Source organism: Flexivirga sp. (assembly GCF_035551235.1).
Lineage (GTDB): Bacteria > Actinomycetota > Actinomycetes > Actinomycetales > Dermatophilaceae > Flexivirga.
The window spans coordinates 41989-61959 of sequence record NZ_DASZNO010000029.1 but is presented as its reverse complement, the minus strand read 5'-3'; the positions used below and the strand labels follow the sequence as shown (position 1 = coordinate 61959).

The 19971-nt window shown below is 67.8% G+C and carries 21 protein-coding genes; 5 read left to right on the top strand and 16 right to left on the bottom strand.

Going from position 1 to position 19971, the window contains the following annotated elements:
* Nucleotide 1: 1 nt before the first annotated feature.
* The 9 genes from VG502_RS10110 to ngcE form a co-directional block, all read right to left on the bottom strand.
* Nucleotides 2–307, bottom strand: a complete 306-nt coding sequence (locus VG502_RS10110) for a DUF2469 domain-containing protein (protein ID WP_325549922.1) — start codon at nt 305–307, stop codon at nt 2–4.
* Complete coding sequence (locus VG502_RS10105; RefSeq protein ID WP_325549921.1) at nt 297–1070, bottom strand: ribonuclease HII; 774 nt, start codon at nt 1068–1070, stop codon at nt 297–299. Before VG502_RS10105 ends, VG502_RS10110 begins: the two co-directional genes overlap by 11 nt.
* Nucleotides 1067–1882 carry a signal peptidase I gene (gene lepB / locus VG502_RS10100; protein ID WP_325549920.1) on the bottom strand — a complete coding sequence of 272 codons (816 nt, stop codon included), beginning with the start codon at nt 1880–1882 and terminating at the stop codon, nt 1067–1069. The genes VG502_RS10105 and lepB (VG502_RS10100) overlap by 4 nt, the downstream gene beginning before the upstream one ends.
* A complete protein-coding gene (gene lepB / locus VG502_RS10095; protein ID WP_325549919.1) occupies nt 1879–2823 on the bottom strand; it encodes a signal peptidase I in 945 nt (314 codons plus the stop codon). Before lepB (VG502_RS10095) ends, lepB (VG502_RS10100) begins: the two co-directional genes overlap by 4 nt.
* Nucleotides 2820–3494 (bottom strand): signal peptidase I, encoded by a 675-nt coding sequence (gene lepB / locus VG502_RS10090; RefSeq protein WP_325549918.1) that lies wholly within the window; start codon nt 3492–3494, stop codon nt 2820–2822. Before lepB (VG502_RS10090) ends, lepB (VG502_RS10095) begins: the two co-directional genes overlap by 4 nt.
* 16 nt (nt 3495–3510) lie before the next feature.
* The gene (gene rplS / locus VG502_RS10085; RefSeq protein WP_325549917.1) at nt 3511–3873 is read right to left on the bottom strand and encodes a 50S ribosomal protein L19; all 363 of its coding nucleotides are present in this window, start codon (nt 3871–3873) and stop codon (nt 3511–3513) included.
* A gap of 208 nt (nt 3874–4081) precedes the next feature.
* The gene (locus VG502_RS10080) at nt 4082–4903 is read right to left on the bottom strand and encodes a carbohydrate ABC transporter permease (RefSeq protein WP_414655723.1); all 822 of its coding nucleotides are present in this window, start codon (nt 4901–4903) and stop codon (nt 4082–4084) included.
* 122 nt (nt 4904–5025) lie between these two features.
* A complete protein-coding gene (locus tag VG502_RS10075) occupies nt 5026–5949 on the bottom strand; it encodes a carbohydrate ABC transporter permease (RefSeq protein WP_325549915.1) in 924 nt (307 codons plus the stop codon).
* 56 nt (nt 5950–6005) lie between these two features.
* Nucleotides 6006–7433, bottom strand: coding sequence for an N-acetylglucosamine/diacetylchitobiose ABC transporter substrate-binding protein (gene ngcE, locus VG502_RS10070; RefSeq protein WP_325549914.1), 1428 nt, complete (start codon nt 7431–7433; stop codon nt 6006–6008).
* Between the two features lie 335 nt (nt 7434–7768).
* Here ngcE and VG502_RS10065 point away from each other — a divergent pair, with 335 nt between their 5' ends.
* Nucleotides 7769–9556, top strand: coding sequence for a DUF5107 domain-containing protein (locus VG502_RS10065; RefSeq protein WP_325549913.1), 1788 nt, complete (start codon nt 7769–7771; stop codon nt 9554–9556).
* An 87-nt stretch (nt 9557–9643) separates the two neighbouring features.
* Here VG502_RS10065 and trmD read toward each other — a convergent pair whose 3' ends face one another.
* The 3 genes from trmD to nagA are packed head-to-tail and all read right to left on the bottom strand — an operon-like array spanning nt 9644 to nt 12488.
* On the bottom strand, nt 9644–10831 hold the full coding sequence (gene trmD / locus VG502_RS10060; protein WP_325549912.1) for a tRNA (guanosine(37)-N1)-methyltransferase TrmD: 1188 nt from the start codon (nt 10829–10831) through the stop codon (nt 9644–9646).
* A gap of 2 nt (nt 10832–10833) precedes the next feature.
* On the bottom strand, nt 10834–11349 hold the full coding sequence (rimM, locus tag VG502_RS10055) for a ribosome maturation factor RimM (protein WP_325549911.1): 516 nt from the start codon (nt 11347–11349) through the stop codon (nt 10834–10836).
* 5 nt (nt 11350–11354) lie between these two features.
* Nucleotides 11355–12488 carry an N-acetylglucosamine-6-phosphate deacetylase gene (gene nagA / locus VG502_RS10050; RefSeq protein WP_325549910.1) on the bottom strand — a complete coding sequence of 378 codons (1134 nt, stop codon included), beginning with the start codon at nt 12486–12488 and terminating at the stop codon, nt 11355–11357.
* 177 nt (nt 12489–12665) lie between these two features.
* Between nagA and VG502_RS10045 the strand changes: the two genes are divergently transcribed.
* From VG502_RS10045 to VG502_RS10030, 4 genes are all read left to right on the top strand, one after another.
* Nucleotides 12666–13550, top strand: a complete 885-nt coding sequence (locus tag VG502_RS10045; protein WP_325549909.1) for an SIS domain-containing protein — start codon at nt 12666–12668, stop codon at nt 13548–13550.
* 74 nt (nt 13551–13624) lie between these two features.
* Nucleotides 13625–14548: an ROK family protein gene (locus VG502_RS10040; RefSeq protein ID WP_325549908.1), complete on the top strand. Its 924-nt coding sequence runs from the start codon at nt 13625–13627 to the stop codon at nt 14546–14548.
* Nucleotides 14545–15474 (top strand): 1-phosphofructokinase family hexose kinase, encoded by a 930-nt coding sequence (locus tag VG502_RS10035; protein ID WP_325549907.1) that lies wholly within the window; start codon nt 14545–14547, stop codon nt 15472–15474. Before VG502_RS10040 ends, VG502_RS10035 begins: the two co-directional genes overlap by 4 nt.
* Nucleotides 15471–16319, top strand: a complete 849-nt coding sequence (locus VG502_RS10030; protein ID WP_325549906.1) for a class II fructose-bisphosphate aldolase — start codon at nt 15471–15473, stop codon at nt 16317–16319. The genes VG502_RS10035 and VG502_RS10030 overlap by 4 nt, the downstream gene beginning before the upstream one ends.
* 22 nt (nt 16320–16341) lie before the next feature.
* On the opposite strand, the gene VG502_RS10025 is transcribed toward VG502_RS10030, so the two are convergent.
* The 4 genes from VG502_RS10025 to VG502_RS10010 all read right to left on the bottom strand — a co-directional run bounded on the left by VG502_RS10025 (nt 16342) and on the right by VG502_RS10010 (nt 19593).
* Nucleotides 16342–17133, bottom strand: coding sequence for a DeoR/GlpR family DNA-binding transcription regulator (locus VG502_RS10025; RefSeq protein ID WP_325549905.1), 792 nt, complete (start codon nt 17131–17133; stop codon nt 16342–16344).
* Nucleotides 17134–17321: 188 nt separating this feature from the next.
* The gene (locus tag VG502_RS10020) at nt 17322–17558 is read right to left on the bottom strand and encodes an RNA-binding protein (RefSeq protein ID WP_325549904.1); all 237 of its coding nucleotides are present in this window, start codon (nt 17556–17558) and stop codon (nt 17322–17324) included.
* Between the two features lie 4 nt (nt 17559–17562).
* Nucleotides 17563–18252, bottom strand: a complete 690-nt coding sequence (gene rpsP, locus VG502_RS10015; RefSeq protein ID WP_473964766.1) for a 30S ribosomal protein S16 — start codon at nt 18250–18252, stop codon at nt 17563–17565.
* A 174-nt stretch (nt 18253–18426) separates the two neighbouring features.
* Complete coding sequence (locus VG502_RS10010; RefSeq protein WP_325549903.1) at nt 18427–19593, bottom strand: serpin family protein; 1167 nt, start codon at nt 19591–19593, stop codon at nt 18427–18429.
* Nucleotides 19594–19971: the final 378 nt, after the last annotated feature.

Sequence of the window (19971 nt, the reverse complement as noted above, 5' to 3'; positions counted from 1 at the left end):
CTCAGTCGGGGAGTTCGATCTCCCGGGCCGGCAACTCCTCGACATTGACGTCCTTGAAGGTGATCACGCGGACGTTCTTGACGAACCGAGCGGTGCGGTAGACGTCCCACACCCAGGCGTCGTTCATGCGCACGTCGAAGTAGACCCCGGCACCGTCACCACGCACCTGCAGATCGACGTCGTTGCAGAGGTAGAAGCGGCGCTCGGTCTCCACGACATGGCTGAACAGCCCCACCACGTCTCGGTATTCGCGATAGAGGGAAAGCTCCTGCTCGGTCTCGAACTTCTCCAGATCCTCAGCGGACATGCATCTGCTCCTTCACTACCGCGTCGTCATCCACGCTACCCGCCGAGTCGGGCTCCGGCATCACGACCTCGCCGTTGCACCGCCGCCAGGATCGCCGGTGCAATGCACACGGTCCGTGCGCTTCGAGCGCGGCCAGGTGATCGGGCGCCGAGTAGCCCTTGTTGCCCGCCCAGTTGTACTGCGGGAAGTCCTCGTGGAAGCCGACGAGCATCGCGTCGCGCTCGACCTTGGCGAGCACGGACGCCGCTGCCACCGACGAGCACTTCATGTCCGCCTTGATCAACGTGGTCACCGGCGGCGTGCGCGACGCGTCATCCAGCAGCGCGAGCAGGCCGTCGCGCTGCGGGTCGGTCAGCCAGTCGTGGTTGCCGTCCAGCACCACCAGATCGGGTATGACGCGAAGCGTCTCCAGTGCACGGGTCCCCGCCAGCCGCAGCGCGGCCATGATCCCGACGTCGTCGATCTCCTGCGCGGAGGCGTGCCCGACGGCGTAGTCGGTGGCCCAGCGACGCACCGCGGGCACCATGCGTTCGCGCGCCATCGGTGACAACAGCTTGGAGTCCTTGACACCCTGCGGCACGGTGCGGGTGTGCTCGTCGATGACGACGACGCCCACCGACACCGGGCCGGCGAGCGCGCCGCGCCCGACCTCGTCCATTCCGGCGATCAGCCGGTAGCCCTCGCGCTGCAGCGATCGCTCGACGCGCAGGCTGGGCTTGCTGCTGCGGGACGGTGCGGCCTTGCGCGAGGTGGGGGTGGTCACGGGTTGGGGACTTTCGCGAACACGTTGCTGTAACCCTTGAGCGAGTGGATCCGGCTGATCGGCCAGGCGATCGCGACGACCTGTCCGGTGATGTCGGACATCGGCACGGAACCGAGCTTGCCGCCGCTGTTGCCGTCGTGCAATCGCGAGTCGGCCGAATCGTTGCGGTTGTCACCCATCACCCAGACCTTGTCCTTCGGCACGGTGATGCTGAAGGGCGTGGAGCTGGGGACGCTGCCCTTGTTGATGTAGGGCTCGGTGATCGGGACCCCGTTGACGGTCAGCTTCCCGGTCTTCGTGCAGCAGGCGACCTTGTCCCCCGGCAGGCCGATGATGCGCTTGACCACGTGATCGCCACCACCGGGCAGCACACCGACGAACACCAGGCTGTCCTGCACGATCCGCTTCAGCAGCGACGGATGGTGCGGTGTCGAACCCCAGGTCTTCGGGTCCTCGAAGACGATCACGTCGCCGCGGTGCAGCGGCGAGTGCTGCGGGGTGAACTTGCTGACGATGATGCGGTCGCCGATGTCGAGCGTGCTCTCCATCGACGCAGACGGGATGTAGAACGGCTGCGCGAGGAAGGTCTTCACCAGAAAACTGAGCACCAGCGCGATCACAACGATCACGGTCAGTTCCCGGGCGAACGCCCACCGCGACTTGCCCTTGGGAGCGTCGTCGTCCTCGGGTATGGCGCCCGGCGGGAGGGCACCGTGATCACCGGTCGGACCACTGCTGGTCGCGTCACCGTCGGCCGGTTTCGGCTCGGCGGGTTGTGGACCGGCCGAAGCCTCGTCCCGATCTTGACTCATCCTTGGGGCACCTTGTCGAACGTCGAGGAGTAATTGCCGAGCCAGCTCATCCGGTCCACCGGCCAGACAATCATGACTGCCCGGCCGATGATGTCGGACTCGGGCACCGAGCCGGTGCGACCGCTGCCGTCGTCGTGGAAGCGTGAGTCGGCGGAGTCACCTCTGTTGTCCCCCATGACCCACACTCGGCCGGACGGGACGGTCACCGAGAACTTCTTCTGGTCGGTGCCGCCGCCTGGGTAAATATAGGGCTCGGAGAGGCCGACACCGTTGACCACCAGGTGTCCCCGCGTGTTACAGCACTTCACGTGGTCGCCCGGCAGTCCGATGACCCGCTTGATCAGGTCATCGTCGCCCGAGGGATAGAGCCCGAGGAACTGCAGGCCGGACACCACGGCGCCGCTCACCCCGGTGCGCTTCTTGTGCGGCACGTCGAGCCAGTCGCCCGGATCGTGGAAGACGACGACGTCACCCCGCTGCAGCGAGATCGGGCCGGGGGTGAACTTGGACACGACCACCCGGTCGCCGGGGACCAGGGTGTTCTCCATCGATCCCGACGGGATCCAGAACGACTGTGCCACGAACGTCTTGATGCCCAGCGACAGCACCAGCGCAACGACGATGACGATCGCGAGCTCCCGCAGCAGCAGCGGGAAGCTCGACCGACGCCGTTCCGCACGCAGCCGCTGCCGGCGTTCCTCGCGAGCAGCCGACCGCTCCCCCTGCTCGGGCCAGGACCCATGGTCCTGCCGCCGGACGAGGATCGCGGTGTCGTTCCGGGCGGAATGTCGGGGCACCCGCGGCAGCCGAATCGCCTCCGGTCCTGATCGGTATGACGACGCCTTGCCGGCGGCACCCGTCGCCCTGTGGCTGCGGGTGTCGTTGTCGGCCGGCCGCGGGGCTTGGCCGACGGTCGGGAGCCGATATCGATGATCGCTCACGTAGGGAGTCTCCCCCACGAACTTATGGGCCAGTAGCGCAGCACCACGTTCCCGACGATGTCGTCGACCGGGACCATGCCGCCGCCGGGGTCGCCCAGGTGTGATCGTGAGTCGTCGGACGCGACGCGGTTGTCGCCCAGGACGAAGACGTGTCCGGCCGGCACGCGCACGACGAACGGCACGGTGCTGGCCGTCATACCGCGTGGCAGATAGGGCTCCTTCTGCACGGCACCGTTGATACGCAACCGGCCGTCGTGGCCGACCGCGACCGTGTCGCCGGGCACACCGATGACCCGCTTCACGTAGAGCACTTCCCCCGCATGTATGCCGACGGCATCGCCCACCGAACGCAGGAAGCCGGCCACGCCGGTCGGTGGGGCCGCGCCCGGGTGCGCGAAGACCTCGGTGCCGTCGAAGACGACCACCTCACCGCGATGCACGTCGTGCGCATGCAGCTTGCCGACCATGATCCGGTCACCGTGCCACAGGGTGGGCTGCATGGAGCCGGACGGAACGGTGAAGGTTTCCACGAGCAGGCCGTGGACCAGGACGAGCACTGCGAGTACGGCCAGCCCACCCACCAGCCAGGCCCGGCGCCGCGACCGACCGGCCTGCTGAGGGTATGCCGAAGGCGTGGGGTCCTCGGCAGAGGACTCCACGCCTTCGGTCATGTGTGCAGAAGGGGACTCAGGCCTGCTTGGCCGGGGTCTCGCGCTTCTCCTTGATCTTGGCGGCCTTGCCGCGCAGGTCACGCAGGTAGTAGAGCTTGGCGCGACGCACGTCACCGCGGGTCGCAACCTCGATCTTCTCGATGACCGGTGTGTGCACCGGGAAGGTGCGCTCGACACCGCAGCCGAAGCTGACCTTGCGCACGGTGAAGGTCTCACCGATGCCGCCGCCGTGGCGACGGATGACGACGCCCTGGAACACCTGGACGCGCGAGCGCGTGCCTTCCACGACCTTGACGTGCACCTTCAGGGTGTCACCGGCGCGGAAGTCGGGGATGTCGGTGCGCAGCTGCGCGGCGTCGAGCTCATCGAACTTGTGCATGACGTGCTTCTTCCTCGGGACGCCGCAGGTCGTCGCCATTCGAACGTGGTCGGGTGCGCCGCCGGCCGTGCAGCCACATGCTCGGGTGGTGAACCACCGTCGTACTCCCCCTGCGGCGGGGGCCGGGTCCGGTAGGCGCTCTCGTAATACTGCCAGAGGGACGGTCCACAGGTGAAATCGGCCCGTTGCCCTCGGCGTGCGTCGGGTGCTACTTGATCGTTCCCTGTGACAGCGAGCCCTGCAGTTGCCGCTGGAAGATGATGTAGGCGATCAGTACCGGCACGACCGTGATGACCACGCCGGCGAACAGAGCGCCGTAGTTGACCTCGTAACCCGCCGAGGAGACGAAGTTGTACATCCCCTGGGACAGCACATAGTTCTTCTCGTTGGTGTTCAACGCCACCGGCAGCAGGAACTGGTTCCACAGGCCGAGGAAGTTGAAGATCGCCACGGCCGCGATGCCGGGCCGGGCCATCGGCACCATCACCTGCACGAAGGTGCGCCAGTCGCCGGCGCCGTCCAACTCGGCCGCCTCCGCGATCTCCGCGGGCAGCGCCCGGAAGAACGGATAGAGGAAGAACACCGTGAAGGGGAAGGCGAACGCGACATACGTCAGGATCAGCCCGGGGAAACTGTTGAGCAGCCCGAGGTTCTTCAGCACGAAGAACAGTGGCACGATCGCCAGGAAGATCGGGAACGTGTTGCCCGCCAGGATCAGGTAATAGACGAATCTGCTGCCTCGGAACGGGAAGCGCGCCAGCGAATAGGCACACATCGAGCCCAGCGCCATCACCAGGACCAGCGCGATGGTGACCACGATGACCGTGTTGAGCAGATCACGGCCGAGACCCGAGTCGTTCCACGCCGACGAGAAGTTGCTGCTGATGTTGCCCCACACGTCGTGCGGCATCTCCCAGGGCCCGGAGAAGATCTCGCTCGTCGACCGGGTGGCCGAGAAGAACGTCCAGACCAGCGGCAGCACCACGATCAGCGTCCAGAAGATCAGCACCACGTGCGAGCCGATCACGATCCCGAGCTCGCCGGGTTCGCGCTTGCCCGCACGGACCTGGCGGGCGGGGACCGTGGGGGGCTGGTCGCCGGACGTCGGCGTCGTCGGCGGCTCGCTCGGCTTGCTCAAGTCGAGGTTCGAAGTCACTTCTCTCTCCCAACGATCAACCGGTTGACGCCGAAGACGATCCCTGCGAACGCGAGGGTGAGCACGGCGAGGACGACACCCATGGCGCTGGCGCGGCCGAAGTGTCCCTGTGTGAACGCGGTCTTGTAGAGGTCCTGCGAGATCGTGTAGGTCGAGTTGTTCGGGCCGCCGGTGGGATTCAGCGCCGCCATGTAGACGAAGGCGTCCAGCGCCACCACACCCAGATAGATGTATGCAGTCTGCACGGTCTCGCGCACCATCGGCAGGGTCACCGACCACATGCTGCGCAGCCGTCCGGCACCGTCGATGCGGGCGGCGTCATACAACTCGGACGGAATGCTCTTGATGGCGGCCACGAACAGCACCATGTAGAAGCCCACGAAGCCCCAGATGATGACGAAGATCGACGCCGGCATCGCGGTCGACACGCTGCCCAACCAGGCGAACGAGGCGAAGTGAGCACCGAGGCCGAACGGCAGGTGCTCGAGCACACCGTTGAGCATGCCCTTGGAGGGGTCGTAGATCTGCGCCCAGATGACGCCGATGACGATCGCCGGAATCGTGTAGGGGAAGAACGACACGATCCGATAGATCGACGAGCCGCCCAGCCCACGCACCGCCCCGGTGCTCGAACCGCCCACCGTCACCATGGTCGCCAGCAGAAAACTGAGGACCACCGTGAGCAACGGCACGACGATGGCCAGGATGATGTTGTTGCGAAGCGTCTGGCGGAAGATGTCGTCGCCGAAGATGTAGGTGTAGTTGTCCAGCCCGATGAAGTTCATCGAGGCGGAGAAGCCACCCCAGTCGGTCAGCGAGTAATAGATCGCCTGGATGAACGGCCAGATGACCAGGCCGATGTAGATGACCAGCGGCAGGCCGATCGTCACCAGCAGGAAGCCGATGCGCGACGGACGCATGCGCCTGCCACCACTCCGCGTGGGAGTGGTGGCAGGCGCTGCGACCGGAACTCCGGTCACTTGATCTCGACCTTCTTGACCGAGGAGTCGTTCGCGACCTTGTCGGTGACCTGCTGCATCGCTTTGGTCAGGCCCTTGGCGTCCAGCTGCCCGGACAGGAAGCTGTTCCAGGGGTTCAACTGGTCCGGGTTCATGCCGTAGAGGTCGACGAAACGGATGTTGAACACCTTGTCGCCGGCCGCGTCCAGCATCTTGATCTGCGACTGCAGGGCGGTCGAGCCGAAGCCGCTGGCGGGCACGGTGCCCTTGACGATGGTCGGCGCCAGCTTCGTCTTGGCGAAGTTGGTGGCGGCGTCCTTGGAGAGCATCGCGCGGAGCACCTCCTTGCCTCCGGCGACGTTCTTGCCCTGGCTGGGGACGACGAACGGCTCGCCCGGTGCTGCGTTGAGCGCCTCGAACGGCATCTTGCTCGAGCTGGTCAGCGTCGGCTCCGGGATGCCCACCATCTTGAAGCCCGCCTTGGTCTGGGACTTCATCTCGTTCTCGATCCACGAACCGGAGGGGTAAAGGATCCCCGACTGGTCCTTGCTCCATTGCGCCTGGGCGGCGGTGAACTGCGTGCCGGCACCGCCCGGCTTCATGTAGCCCTTCTTGACGATCTCCTCCATCTTGGCCAGGACACCCTGGATCGCCGGAAGTGACCAGCACTTGGGCTTGAGGTTCTCCAGCGCCAGCCGCACCTCGTCGCCGCCCTCCTTGACCGCGGAATCGATCAGCAGGGTGCGGTAGTAGGTGGAGGCTTCCTTGCCCCAGACGAAGAGGTACTTCTTCTTCGCCTTCGCCTTGGCACCGAGGGCGATGAGATCGTCCCAGGTCTTCGGTGCGGTCCAGCCGTTCTGCTCGAACAGGCTGCTGGAGTACCAAAGGCCGTAGACGGTCATCGCGTAGTTGAGCGCGACCATCTTGTCTCCGACCAGACCACGTTCCTTGACACCCGGGTAGAGGGTGTCGGAGATCTTCTTGCCCTCGAAGTTGTTCGCTTCGAGCACCGAGCTCAGATCCTCGAGCTTGTCGGCGATGGTGTTCAGGCCGATCGAGTTGGCGCCGGAGTCGTCGATCAGGTCCGGCGGGTTGCCGCTGACGAAGCGCGGCTGCAACTGCTGGGCGATCTGCGTCGACGGTGACACCTTGACGGTGCTCCCGGGGTGCTTCTTCTCGACGACCTTGCCGGCGAACGTCACATAGTCGACGCCGTAGCCGCCGTTGAAGATCACGGCGTCGACCTTGCTCTTGGCCGCCATACCGAACGGGTTGTCGGCGGACGTCTTGCCGGTCGCCGACTTCTTGCCGCCGCCGCTGCCCGTGCCACCGCTGCCGCCACCGGCACAGGACGCGAGTGCGCCCCCGACCGGCAGTGCGAGGCCGGCCGCCAGCGCAGTGCGCATGACTGTCCGGCGTTTGACCGTTGAGTCGATGTGAGTCATGGCCGCGTTACCTCCAGTTGAACTAGCCAAGGCACAGCCTGGGATGGGTCCGGCCTCCGAGAAGCCGGTGACTGTACGCCCGCAAGAATATGATTAGTTTTGCCAGTATGTGCCGCTTTCGGCTCATAAACGATCACAGATCGGCAACGGCACCCCACCGGGCCGCACTGTCTTTCCACCACTTCATCACCGCGACCACGCGAGGCCTGATGCATTTCACCGACTATCCCGGCAACTCTGCCGCAACCACCCGAGTACGGGCCACACGCCTCGCCGTGTCCGGCGCAACTTTGGGCCCCACCAGCTCACTCCCGGCATACCGCCCCGTGCGCGCGATGTCCACCACCTCACTCGCCGCCGATGCACCCGAAGCGATGCGCGAGCGCGTCGCCCGCGGGCGCCTGCACACTCCCCTTCCGTATGGCGTGCAGAGCGACTACGACCGCGGCGACCAACCGCTGGAGCTGCCGTCCATCACACTCGACAACGGCATCCTGCGTGCAACCGTGCTGCCCGGCCTCGGCGGCCGGGTGTGGTCCCTGCGCGACCTGCGCGCCGATCGCGAGTTGCTGCTGGTGCCGAAGCGGTTGCGCTTCGCCGGTTTCGCGTTGACCGACGCCTGGTTCGCGGGCGGTATCGAGTGGAACCTCGGGTCGACCGGTCACGCGACCACCACCTGCCGGCCGATGCACGCGGCGGTCGTCGACTCGCCGACCGGCGAGGCGCTGCGCCTGTGGGAGTGGGAACGCACGCGCGACCTCATCCTCAGTCTCGACCTGACGCTCGCCGGCGACCGGCTGCTCGCGTCGACCCGGGTCATCAACCCCGACGGCGAGGACAAGCCGCTCTACTACTGGACCAACATCGCCGTTCCCGAGAGCGATGCGACACGCGTGCTCACTCCGGCGACGCACGCCTGGCGGACGAGTTACTCCGGTTCGCTCGACCGGGTGCCGGTCCCCCACCCCGATGACTCGACCGACATCAGCTACCCGGCCGCCTCGTCGGCCTCGGCCGACTACTTCTTCGATGTGGCGCAGCAGCGCGGCCGCTCGATCACCTCGGTCGAGGCCGATGGCAGCGGCTTCTGCCAGACGTCGACCGACGAGCTGCACGGCCGCAAGCTGTTCCTCTGGGGGCACGCGCCGGGCGGGAGGCGCTGGCAGCGTTGGCTGGTCAACGATCAGGCGTATGCCGAAATCCAGGCCGGGGTCTGCGCCACGCAGCTCGAGCACGACCTGATCGACGGATCGTCACAGCGCTCGTGGACCGAAGCGTTCGGGGCAGCATCGTTGCCGGCCGAAGCTGCGTCCGGCGATTTCGCGACCGCCGCGCAGTGCGCTGCCGATGCGGCCGAGTCCGTCGCGCCGATCGATGACCTCGAGGAATGGCATCAGCGCTGGCTGGCCGACTATGCGACCCGGGCGCCGCGGTCCGCGCTGCACAACGGATCCGGTTGGGGCCAGGTCGAATTGACACTTCGCGAGCAAGCCGCGCCCGAGGGACTCAGCTTTCCTGCGGTCGACGACGACAGCCGGCTCGCGGCCGCAATGCTGGCCGGTGACCCCGTCGACGAGCCGCTCCTTCCGCTGATCTCGAGTCGCTGGCAGCGGGCGATCGAGGACTCACCGCAGGGTTGGTGGCGCTCCTACGCGCTCGGCGTGATCGACCATCTGGCCGGCGCAGCGGCGACGGCTCGCGAGCTCTACTGCGCGAGCATCGAGCAGCGCGAGAGCGCGGTCGCCCTGCGAGGGCTGGCGGCGCTGACCGACGACACCGACGAGGCGGCCACGTTCTACCAGCGCGCCCGCGACCTCGATCCGAGGACGCGGGGCCTGCTGACCGAGCACGTCCAGTTGCTGCTGGACGCCGATCGGCCGGCCGACGCGTTACGGGTCATCGACACCGCGTCGCCCGCGCTGCGCGATCACGGTCGGACGCGACTGCTGCGGGCGCGCAGCTTGCACGCGCTCGGCCGCGAGGCCGAGGCCGCCGCACTGCTCGTCGACCTCGAGGTGCCCGACCTCGCGGAGGGCGACAAGGCGATCGGCGACCTGTGGCGTGCGGTCTGTCCGGACCGGCCGCTTCCCCCTGCGCTCGACTTCAGCATGACCGGCGACTGACAGTCCGATCGACCGGCATACTCCCGCATTGAGCGGCGTACGAAATCCAGTGCGATTCGTATGCCGCTCAATGATCTGGTACGCCGCTCAATCGGTTGGGCGGCGGCGTTTCGCCAGCGTGACCGTGCCCTCCGGGTTGCCGCGGGCGACGATGCGGAAACCCGCCTTGCGATACATCCGCTGGTTGTCCGCGCTACCTTCGCCGGTCGTCAGGCTGTATGACGTGACCCCGTCCGGCGCTGCCTGCTGGATGAAGTCCAGCAGGACTCGGCCGAAACCCCGGCCGCGCAGATCGGGGGCGACCATCAGCCGGCCGATGTCCCACCCGGTCTCGCCCTGCCCGCCGGCAGTGTCGATGCGACCACGGACCGACGCGACCATCCGCCCGTCGACCCGGGCGACATACGTGGTCCACGCGCGCAGTGATCGGGTCAGCGACTCGAGCGTCTCGTGCTGGGCGGGGATGTTCAGCGACTGGTTGACGATGCCCTCGCGCAGCCAGCACGCGTGGGTCAGCGTCAGCAGTTCGCCGGCATCCGCCGGGGTTGCGACCGTGATCTGCAGGTCGGCGGCGGACGCAGCGGCCGCGGTCGGCAACAGGTCCGGTCGGCGAGCGGCGGTGCGCTGCAGACGCTGCTCGTGACGCCACGACGCGATCTTCCCGTGGTCGCCCGACAGCAGCACCTCGGGGACCGAAAGGTCTTGCCAGTGCACGGGTTTGGTGTAGACGGGGTATTCGAGGAGGCCGTCCTCGTGTGACTCCTCGACCAATGACTGCGCGTTGCCGATGACACCGGGGATGAGCCGCGCGATCGCCTCGGTCATCGCCAGGGTCGCCACTTCCCCACCGTTGAGGACGTAGTCGCCCAGCGACAGCACCCGCACGTCGAAGTCGGCGGCGGCGCGCTGGTAGACACGCTCGTCGATGCCTTCGTAGCGGCCGCAGGCGAAGACCAGGTGGTCCCGCTCGGCGAGGTCGCGCGCGATCGACTGGTCGAAGCGATCGCCGCCCGGGCCCGGAATGATCAGGACGGGCCGGGCATCGGCTTCCCCGGCAACCTGCGCCAGCGCCTCACCCCAGGGTGCGGGCTTCATGACCATGCCCGCACCCCCGCCATACGGCGTGTCGTCGACCGTGCGGTGCCTGTCGTGGGTGAAGTCACGCAGGTCGTGCACCCGAAGATCGATCCGACCGTCGCGGCGAGCCTTGCCGATCAACGAAAGGTCAAGTGGCGCAAGGTAATCGGGGAAGATCGTGATGACGTCGATCCGCATCGTCACGCCTCCGACAGGTCGAGCAGCCCGGGAGGAGCATCGACGATGATCCGCCCTGCTTCGATGTCGACCTCCGGGACGATCTGCTCGACGAAGGGAACGAACCCGGTCCGACCACCCACGAGTCGCACCTCGAGCAGGTCCTGCACCGGCCGGTCGTGCAACTCGACGACCGTGCCCAGCTCGGCACCCTGCGGGTCGACGACCGCCAGACCGATGAGGTCCTCGGCATACCAGGCATCCTCGTCGTCGTCACTGTCCTGCGCCGCGCCCAGCAGTTGCGTACCCCGCAGTCCCTCGGCGGCGGTTCGGTCCGTGGCCTCCTCGAAGGACAGCAGGTGAATTCCGTTGTGCACACGATGCGTTCGCAAGGTCAGCGGACCCTTCGCCGCCGGGTCGGCGCGGAATGTCGTGCCGATGACGAACCGCTCCTCAGGAGCATCGGTGTGCAGCCGCACCGTGACCTCTCCCTTGAGTCCGTGCGGCTTGCCGATCCGAGCGATCAGGACGTCATTCATGTCCGTCATTGTGCGGTCTCCACCCACTCGCCCGCACACATGACCCGCTGCACGGCGTGGTCCGCACCCAGGACGAGCAAATCGGCCCGTGTGCCCGGGACGAGTTCGCCCCGGTCGCCGAGCCCGATCGCGCGCGCCGGGTTCGCGGAGGCCGCGGCGGATGCCTGCTGCACCGTGACGCCGTCGCTGACGGCACGCGCGAACGCGCTGTCCATGGTCAGCGAACTGCCCGCAAGGGAACCGTTCTCCAGCCGAGCCGCACCGTCGCGCACCCAGACGCGCTGGCCACCGAGCACGTATTCACCGTCGCCGACACCGGTCGCGTCGATGGCGTCGGTGATCAGCACCAGCCGATCCGCACCGCGCGCCAGCACTTCCCGCAACACGGCCGGATGCAGGTGGATGCCGTCGTTGATGGTCTCGCAGGGCACGCCTGCGTCGAGGCTCGCGAGCACCGGACCCGGTTCTCGGTGGTGGATCGGGCGCATGCCGTTGAAGAGGTGGGTCGCGAGCGTCGCGCCGCGCTCGAAGGCCGCGGTCGCCTGCTCGTATGACGCGTCGGTGTGCCCGACCGCGGCGACGACCCCCGCGTCCACTGCCGCGTCGATCAGTTCGAGCGCTCCGGGCAGCTCCGGGGCGATGGTGATGACGCGCAGGTGACCGCGGGCCGCCTCGACCAGGCGAGCGAATGCGGTCAGGTCCGGCTCGAGCAAATGGTCCGGGTTCTGCGCGCCACAGCGCACGTGGGACAGGAACGGCCCCTCCAGGTGCGCGCCGGCTATCTCGCCGGCCTCGGCCAGATCGGCCGCCCAGCTCAATTGCTCGCACAGTGCGTCGACGGATGCGGTGACCAGCGAGACCAGCGAGGTGGTCGTGCCGTGCCCGCGATGGAAGCGCACCGCACTCGTCATGTCGGCGGCCGAGGCGCTCATGTCATGGCCGCCCCCGCCATGCACGTGTATGTCGACGAAACCGGGCACCACCAGCGCTCCGGCCAGGGACTCGCCACCGGTGAGTTCGGGTCCCACGGCGTCGATCCGGTCGCCCGAGACGCGGAGTCCGCCGTCGATGATCCCGTCGGGAGTCAGCACCCGCGCATCGGTCAGCACCATGTCCGCTATGTCCGCCACGTCCGTCATGTCGTCCATCGAACACCACGGCCGCCGGCGGCAATCGGCCAGCGTGACCGCTCGGCCCAACTTGCGCCAACCGCACGAAGTCATGACCGAAGGTGCGCTAAAATCCGGCATATCGCGCATAAACCGTCATCCGTCGACACGATCGACGATCCCGCATCACCGAGAAGGAGTCCGACCGTGTCGCACGTTGCCGCCGAGATCATCAGCCAGCCCGAGGTATGGCGCCGAGCCGCCGAAGTCGCCGCAACGCCCGAATCTGCCGAGGCGATGCCCGGCACGGGTGAGCGTGTTGCGATCGTCGGCTGTGGCACGTCGTGGTTCATGGCGCAGTCGGCCGCGGTGCTGCGTGAGCAGGCCGGGCATGGTGAGACAGACGCGTTCGCCGCCTCCCAGTTCCCGGTCGGCCGCCACTACGACCGCGTCGTCGCCATCACGCGGTCCGGCACGACGAGCGAAGTGATCGAGCTGCTGCGCGCGCTCGGCCCCGAGCAGCGCTCGACCGTCGTGACCACCGAGGCCGGACACCCGGTGGTGCCACTCGCCACGCACCACGTACTGCTCGGTTTCGCCGACGAACAGTCGGTCGTGCAGACCCGGTTCGCGACGAGCGTGCTCGCCTGGTGGCGCGCCGCGCTCGGTGAAGACCTCACCGCCGCGATCGCGGACGCCGAGTCCGAACTCGCTGCGCCCCTCGCCGACGAGCTGGTGCGGGCGACTCAGTTCAGCTTCCTCGGCGACGGCTGGACCGTCGGCCTGGCCAACGAGGCCGCACTCAAGTTGCGCGAAGCGTCGCAGACCTGGACGGAGTCCTACCCGGCAATGGAGTTCCGCCACGGCCCGATCAGCGTCGTCGACGAGCGTTCTGTCGTATGGCTTTTCGGCGCTGCACCCGAAGGACTGGCCGAGCAGGTCGCCGCCACCGGCGCGCGCTTCGTGCAGACCGACACCGACGCGATGGCCGCCCTCACGACGGCGCAGCGCGTCGCCGTCGCCCTCGCCGAGGCATCCGGCAAGAACCCCGACGAGCCGCGCGCGCTAACCCGCTCCGTGGTGCTGTCTTGAGCGACGACGTCGCCGAGGATCGAGGGAGGGACGAGCGAGGCCCGGAGGCGAGGACAGAGGCGCGATCGAAAGGCTTGACGGATCGTGATCCGGTCCTCGCCGTCGACGTCGGCGGGACCTCGATCAAGACCGCGGTGCTCGATGCGGCTGGAGGCGAGAGCCTGCGACGCGCTGTCCCAACTCCCTTCGACGACGGCCCCGACGCGGTCGTCGCGGCCATCCGAGACCTCGTCTGCGAGCGTACGGACGCCGCGGCGTCGGCCGGCGCCCCGGTGCGCGCGGTCGGCCTGGTCGTGCCCGGGGTCGTCGACACCGAGGCCGGCATCGCGCGCTACGCCAGCAACATCGGCTGGCGCGACGCGCCATTGCGCGACATCGTCGGCGATGCGGTCGGTCTGCCGACCGCGGTCGGCCACGACGTGCAGGCCGCGGGCCTCGCCGAAGCGACGGTGGGCGCGGCTCAGGACGTGCCGGATGCGTTGATCGTGGTGCTCGGGACGGGCATCGCGGCCGTGGTGGTCTCCGGCGGCGTGGTCGTGCGCGGAGCTGCCGCCATACCCGGCGAGATCGGGCACATTCCGGTCGGTGACCTTGAAACCCGTTGTCGTTGCGGCGCGTTCGGATGCCTGGAGATGTTCTCTTCGGCCCGCGGAGTTGCTCGCCTGTATGCCGAACGCACCGGCCGTTCCGTCGACCCGACCGAGATCGTCGCCCACCTCGACGACGACCCGGACGCCGCGGCGGTGTGGCAGGTCGTGACCGCGACGCTCGCGCGTGGGCTGGTGGCAGGTGCATTGATCACCGACCCGGCGCGGGTCGTGCTCGCCGGCGGCCTGTCCCGGGCCGGCGACACCCTGCTCGCACCGACCCGTGCGGCCTTCGAAGCCGGTATGCCGTGGCGCGAGGCACCGGAACTGGTCGCATCGCCCCTCGGCGAACGCGCCGGGCTCCTGGGTGCCGGCATCCTCGCCCGCGCCGCGGCGGGAGCGACACCGTGATCCTGGCCGTGTGCCTCAATCCCGCACTGGACGTGACGTATTCGGTCTCCGCCCTGCGGCCGGGCACCTCCCACCGTGTGCAGGCGGTTCGTCGCCGGCCGGGCGGCAAGGGCGTCAACGTCGCATCGGTGCTGACGCAGCAAAGGGTTCCCGCGCTGGTCACCGGCCCGATCGGCGGAAGCATCGGTGCTGAGCTGATCGCCGGACTCGACGATGCCGGGATCGCGCACCGGTTCTCGCCCATCGCCGCCCCGACGCGACAGACCGTGACCATCGTGTCCGACGACGACGCAACCGTCCTCAACGAACCAGGACCCGCGGTCAGTGATACCGAATGGGAAGCATTCACAGCGGTATTCGTCGATCTCCTCGCGAATGCCGAGCTCGTCACGCTGTCCGGCAGCCTGCCTGCCGGCATGCAGGACGACGCATACGGTCAGCTCGTCGCCATCTGCCGCCAGGGTGACGTGCCGGTGATCCTCGACTGCGACGGACCTGCCCTGACCGCTGCCCTCAGTGCCGGACCGCACATCGTCAAGATCAACGAGCACGAGGCGGCAACCGCCACCGGCATACCCACCGACTCCATGCAGGGAGTCGTGGCTGCGACTGAGGCGCTACGAGCGGAGGGTGCGACCGCAGCGGTCGTCACCCGGGGCACCGACGGCGTCGTCGCGGTGACCCCTTCCGGTCGGTATGCCGCACACCCCGTCGAAGCGGTGACCGGCAACCCGACCGGTGCCGGGGACGCGTTCACCGCCGGGCTGGCCGCGTCGACCGCTGAAGGAGTCGGCTGGCCCACCCGCCTGCGTCGCGCGTCCGCGTGGGCCGCCGCAGCCGTCGCCATGCCGACCGCCGGCCTGATCGACCCACGGGTCGCCACCGACCACGAGACACGAACAACCGTCGAGGAGCTCCACAGGTGACACTCTCCACCACGTCGGATCTTGTTGCCGCTGCAGCGGATTCGCGCTCGTGCGTGTTCGCGTTCAATGTCGTCACGCTGGAGCACGCGGAAGCCATCGCCGCCGGTGCCACCGCCGCCGGACGCCCGTGCATCCTGCAGCTGAGCCACAACTCGATCACCTTCCATCGCGACCCGGCGCCCATCATGGCCGCGACCATTGCCATCGCGCGGGCCGCCGATGTGCCGCTCGCCATACACCTGGACCACATCACGGACGCCGATCTCGCGCTGCGGGCAGCCGAGCTCGGGGCGAGTTCGGTGATGTTCGACGCCGGCGCACTCCCCTACACCGAGAACGTCGCCGCGACTGCGGACGTCGCCCGCCGTGCACACGATGCCGGACTGTTCGTCGAAGCCGAACTCGGTTATGTGGGAGGCAAGCCCGGCTCTCCGGCAAATGCGCATACTGCCGGTGTGCGGACCGATCCCACCGAGGCGACGGCGTATGTCGCCGCCACCGGCGTCGACGCTCTCGCGGTCGCCGTGGGCAGCAGTCACGCGATGACCGAGAAGTCGGCGAGCCTGGACCACGCCCTGATCGACGGGCTGCGCCGAGCAACCGGCAGGCCGCTGGTGCTGCACGGGTCCTCGGGGGTTCCCGACGAGCAGTTGCGGGCCGCAGTCGCCGCCGGGATCGTCAAGATCAACGTCGGCACCGCGCTCAACATCGCCTTCACCACGGCGCTGCGCGAGCACCTGGCCGACTCGGAAAAGGTCGATCCGCGGCCCTACCTGGGTGCCGGCCGCACCGCCATGGCAGCTGAGGTCGAGCGCCTCCTGCGAGCTGTTGCGCCGACCGGATAGCCAGCGGGCGGAGCGGGGTGCCTCAGACCTGCACGACCTTGATGCCCGCGGCCTCGAACTCCCGCACCACCGCGCGGTCGGCGCCGTCGTCGGTCAGCAGCGTGTCGATCTCGCCGGGCGGGCAGATCGTGCAGAACGCGCGCTTGCCCAGCTTGCTGCTGTCGGCGACGACGACCACCTGCTGCGCGCGGCCCGCCATCGCCTGATTGATCTCGCCCTCGTCGTCGTGGCGTGTCGCGGCGCCATACTGCGCCGACACCGCATCGACGCCGATGAAGAGCAGGTCGATGGTCATCGCTTCGATCACCGGGCGTGCGAAATGCCCTACCAACTCGAAGGATTGGGGCCGGATGACGCCGCCGATCACCACGACCTTCAACTGCCGCCGGACGGCGAGATCGCTGGCGATGTTGAGCGCGTTGGTCACCACCGTCACCGAGTGCAGGGCGCCGGCTTCTCCCTCGGCGAGGTCCGCCCGGGACGAGAGGCTGCGTGCCACCTCGGTCGTCGTGGTGCCGCCGTTGAAGCCGACCACCGACTGCGGTTCGATCATGTTCGCCGCGTGATCGGCGATCCGGCGCTTCTGGTCCGACTGCCGGGCGTTCTTGTAGCGCAGCGGTAGGTCGTAGCTGACCGATCCGGCCACCGCACCCCCACGGGTGCGGGAGATCAGCTGCTGATCGGCGAGGTCGTCCAAGTCACGTCGCGCGGTCGCCGGGGACACGCCGAAATCGGTGACCAGTTGCTCAACCTCGATGGAGCCGTCCTGGGCGATGCGCTCCAAGATCGCGTTGAACCGCTCATGCTTGCGCACTACCCACTCCTCGAGTCGATTCGGAGCGAGCATCTTTGACGATTACTGCTCCTGAAGTCGAAGTTTGCGTCAAAAGTATGCACTTGTCGAGTCATTCGCGCGCATCCGTCTCAAAAGACCGCACATACGCCGAAGGGGTATGCCGCGAGCAGTTGCTCACGCCATACCCCTTCGAACGAGTGGGTGTCCTACCTATCGGTGTCGACGATGTCCACTCGGATGTTCTTGCCACCGGCAAGCGCCTTGACGACCTCACGCAGCGCCGAGGCGGTGCGACCGGAACGGCCGATCACCCGGCCGAGATCGTCCGGGTGCACCCGGACCTCCAGCAGCTCGCCACGCCGACCGTTCGAGTGACGCACGGTGACGTCCTCGTCGTTGTCGACGATGGCCTTGACCAGGTGCTCGAGAGCTTCCTCCAGCACGGGCTCAGTCCTCGGACTTGGCACCCGGCGCGGCGAAGCCGGCAGCCTCAGCGGCCTCGGCCGACTTGAACCACACCTCGGCAACGGTGGACTCGTACCACCGGGAGTCGGCGGTGTGGAACTTCATCGAGTCCTTGTTGCCCTTGACCGTGAACACCTTCGGGTCCGGCGAGGCGCCGTCCTCGAGCGGTGCTGCGGAGTCGGCGCCGTAACCGCCGTCGGCGATCGCTGCCGGCGCCTCTTCAGCCTTGGGCTCCTCAACCTTGGCCTCGGCCTTGGTGTCGTCCGCCTTCGGCTCGGCCTTCTTGCGAGTGGTCGTCGCCGACCCCTTGCCGGAGTCGTCGGCGGCGTTCTGCGCGGCAGCCAGGGCAGCCTCGTAGAGGTCCTTCTTGGCCGGCTTCGGCTCGGCGAACCGCTGGGTGCCCTCGGCGCCCGGCTCGCCCTTGAACTTCTGCCAGTCACCGGTCACCTTGAGGATCGCGGCGACCTGCTCGGTCGGCTGCGCGCCGACACTCAGCCAGTACTGTGCACGCTCGGACTCCACCTTGATGAAGCTCGGCTCTTCCTTGGGGTGGTAGAGACCGATCTCCTCGATCGCACGACCGTCGCGCTTGGTGCGCGAGTCCATGACGACGATGCGGTACTGAGCGTTGCGGATGGCGCCGAAGCGCTTCAAACGAATCTTGACGGCCACTTGTGTGGTCTCCTTCAACATGGTGAAGAGCAGCGGCGAGACCGGGGTGGGGACACACCGGGGAACCGTTGCTCGGGGGTAGGCGTACGACACCGACGGTGAGAGGGCCGACAGGCGCACGGGTACGCCCGTCATTCTGCCAGAGCGCGCGCCCCCTGCCCAATCGTGCCCGCACTAGCTCGGATCGGCGACCTGACCGAGGAAGAGTGGCGCTCCGGTCTGGGTGTCGTGGATCGCGAAGAAGAACGCACGATCGACGTCGATCTTCTTCGGCAGTTGCGACGGCGCGGCGCCCGGTTCCAGGCCGACACCGGTTGCCGCTGCGGCCTCGGTGCCGTGCTGGTCGACCTTCACGATCGACTGGTGGACCACGGAGTCGACCTTGATGTCGCCCGGCTTGCCGGCGATACCCGACAGGTCCGCGCCCGCACCGAAGATCTCGCGGACCCCGAGCGCCTTCAGCGCTGCGACCAGCTGGCTGCGGGTGTCGATGGAGAACGGCGGCATCGTCAGCGTCACCTTGCCGTCCGCCTTGCCCTGGACCGCCTTGGGCAGCACCGTCGCCAGCTGCTTGCGTATGGCGCCGAACGCGCCCTTCGCCGGCAGGATGATCGTCATCGCCAGACCGCCCCCGACATACGGGATCGTGACGCTCTGCCAGTTGTCACCGGCTGCGACGGGCGTGCGGGACGCGGCCTTCATGTACGGCACCCGGACCTGCTTGCCGGCGGCCGTGGTGAAAGCGCGCGGGCTGCTCGGGGCGTCGAACTCCTTCTGCCAGGACGCCTTCAGGTAGAGAGCGTTGACGAGCTCCAGCAGGCTGCGGGAGGTGACCTCCTTGGGTGACAACAGTTCCGGGATCAGTCCGTACGTGCGCTTGCTGACCCAGCCGTTGATGTCCTTCAGGGCGCCCGCCGCATCGCCCTTGTAGTCGACGACGTGCAGCTGCGCGCCGTACCCGGTCGCCAGCTCGTGCAGGAAGTCCTTGCGCACCGGCAGCTCCTTGTCGGGCCACAGCGAGTTCGCGGCCTGCACGACGGCCGAGGTGTCCTTGCCCTTCCCGCTGTCCTTGATCGCCGTCGCGATCGCAGCGTCGATCGCGGTGACGTTGCCCGCCTGACGCCGCGGGTCTCCCCCGAGCACCTTGTCGAGTTGCTGCTGACCGGTCCCCCGGGCGCCGGCATCGGTCATGGCCAGCGCGGTGTAGATCGAGTAGGGGCTGATCGAGCCGTTGTCGGTCGGGCCGATCGTGGCGGTCTTGAGCAGCACCTGTACCCCGAAATCGGTCAGGTCGGCCCCGGCCCGCGCGTTCGGGCCGGGCGTCATACGTGCGGCACTCACGGCCAGCACACCGTTGCGGCCGGGAGTGACCACATCGGCCGGATTTCCCGTGGCGCCAGACGATTTCCCACCCTTACCGGACGGTGTTGACGCTGCACCAGAGCTCGATGAGCACCCCGCCAGGGCGGTCCCCAGCGACACCAGAGCGAGTGATTGCAGAGCCTGCCGACGATTCATCAGTTCCCCTTGGTAGGTCGTGTCCGAGCCTTCTGACATGAAGACGCGGACCGGCGGCGGGAGGTTGCTTCGAGCCGCTTTCCGTTCGTAACCGCCCGATAACGATCGGCTCGATAATTTGGATACGTGTCCGATTTATGGTCCGGTGGAGGGACCGGCCGTGTCGTCCCCGGCCGGATACCGCTGTCTTAGCAGGAGGAA

What these genes read in the sequence shown, in the direction of transcription:
- VG502_RS10110 (WP_325549922.1), bottom strand. Translation starts at nt 307, where the DNA reads ATGTCCGCTGAGGATCTGGAGAAGTTCGAGACCGAGCAGGAGCTTTCC.
- lepB (WP_325549920.1), bottom strand. Translation starts at nt 1,882, where the DNA reads ATGAGTCAAGATCGGGACGAGGCTTCGGCCGGTCCACAACCCGCCGAG.
- lepB (WP_325549918.1), bottom strand. Translation starts at nt 3,494, where the DNA reads ATGACCGAAGGCGTGGAGTCCTCTGCCGAGGACCCCACGCCTTCGGCA.
- rplS (WP_325549917.1), bottom strand. Translation starts at nt 3,873, where the DNA reads ATGCACAAGTTCGATGAGCTCGACGCCGCGCAGCTGCGCACCGACATC.
- VG502_RS10075 (WP_325549915.1), bottom strand. Translation starts at nt 5,949, where the DNA reads ATGCGTCCGTCGCGCATCGGCTTCCTGCTGGTGACGATCGGCCTGCCG.
- ngcE (WP_325549914.1), bottom strand. Translation starts at nt 7,433, where the DNA reads ATGACTCACATCGACTCAACGGTCAAACGCCGGACAGTCATGCGCACT.
- VG502_RS10065 (WP_325549913.1), top strand. Translation starts at nt 7,769, where the DNA reads ATGTCCACCACCTCACTCGCCGCCGATGCACCCGAAGCGATGCGCGAG.
- trmD (WP_325549912.1), bottom strand. Translation starts at nt 10,831, where the DNA reads ATGCGGATCGACGTCATCACGATCTTCCCCGATTACCTTGCGCCACTT.
- rimM (WP_325549911.1), bottom strand. Translation starts at nt 11,349, where the DNA reads ATGAATGACGTCCTGATCGCTCGGATCGGCAAGCCGCACGGACTCAAG.
- nagA (WP_325549910.1), bottom strand. Translation starts at nt 12,488, where the DNA reads ATGACGGACGTGGCGGACATAGCGGACATGGTGCTGACCGATGCGCGG.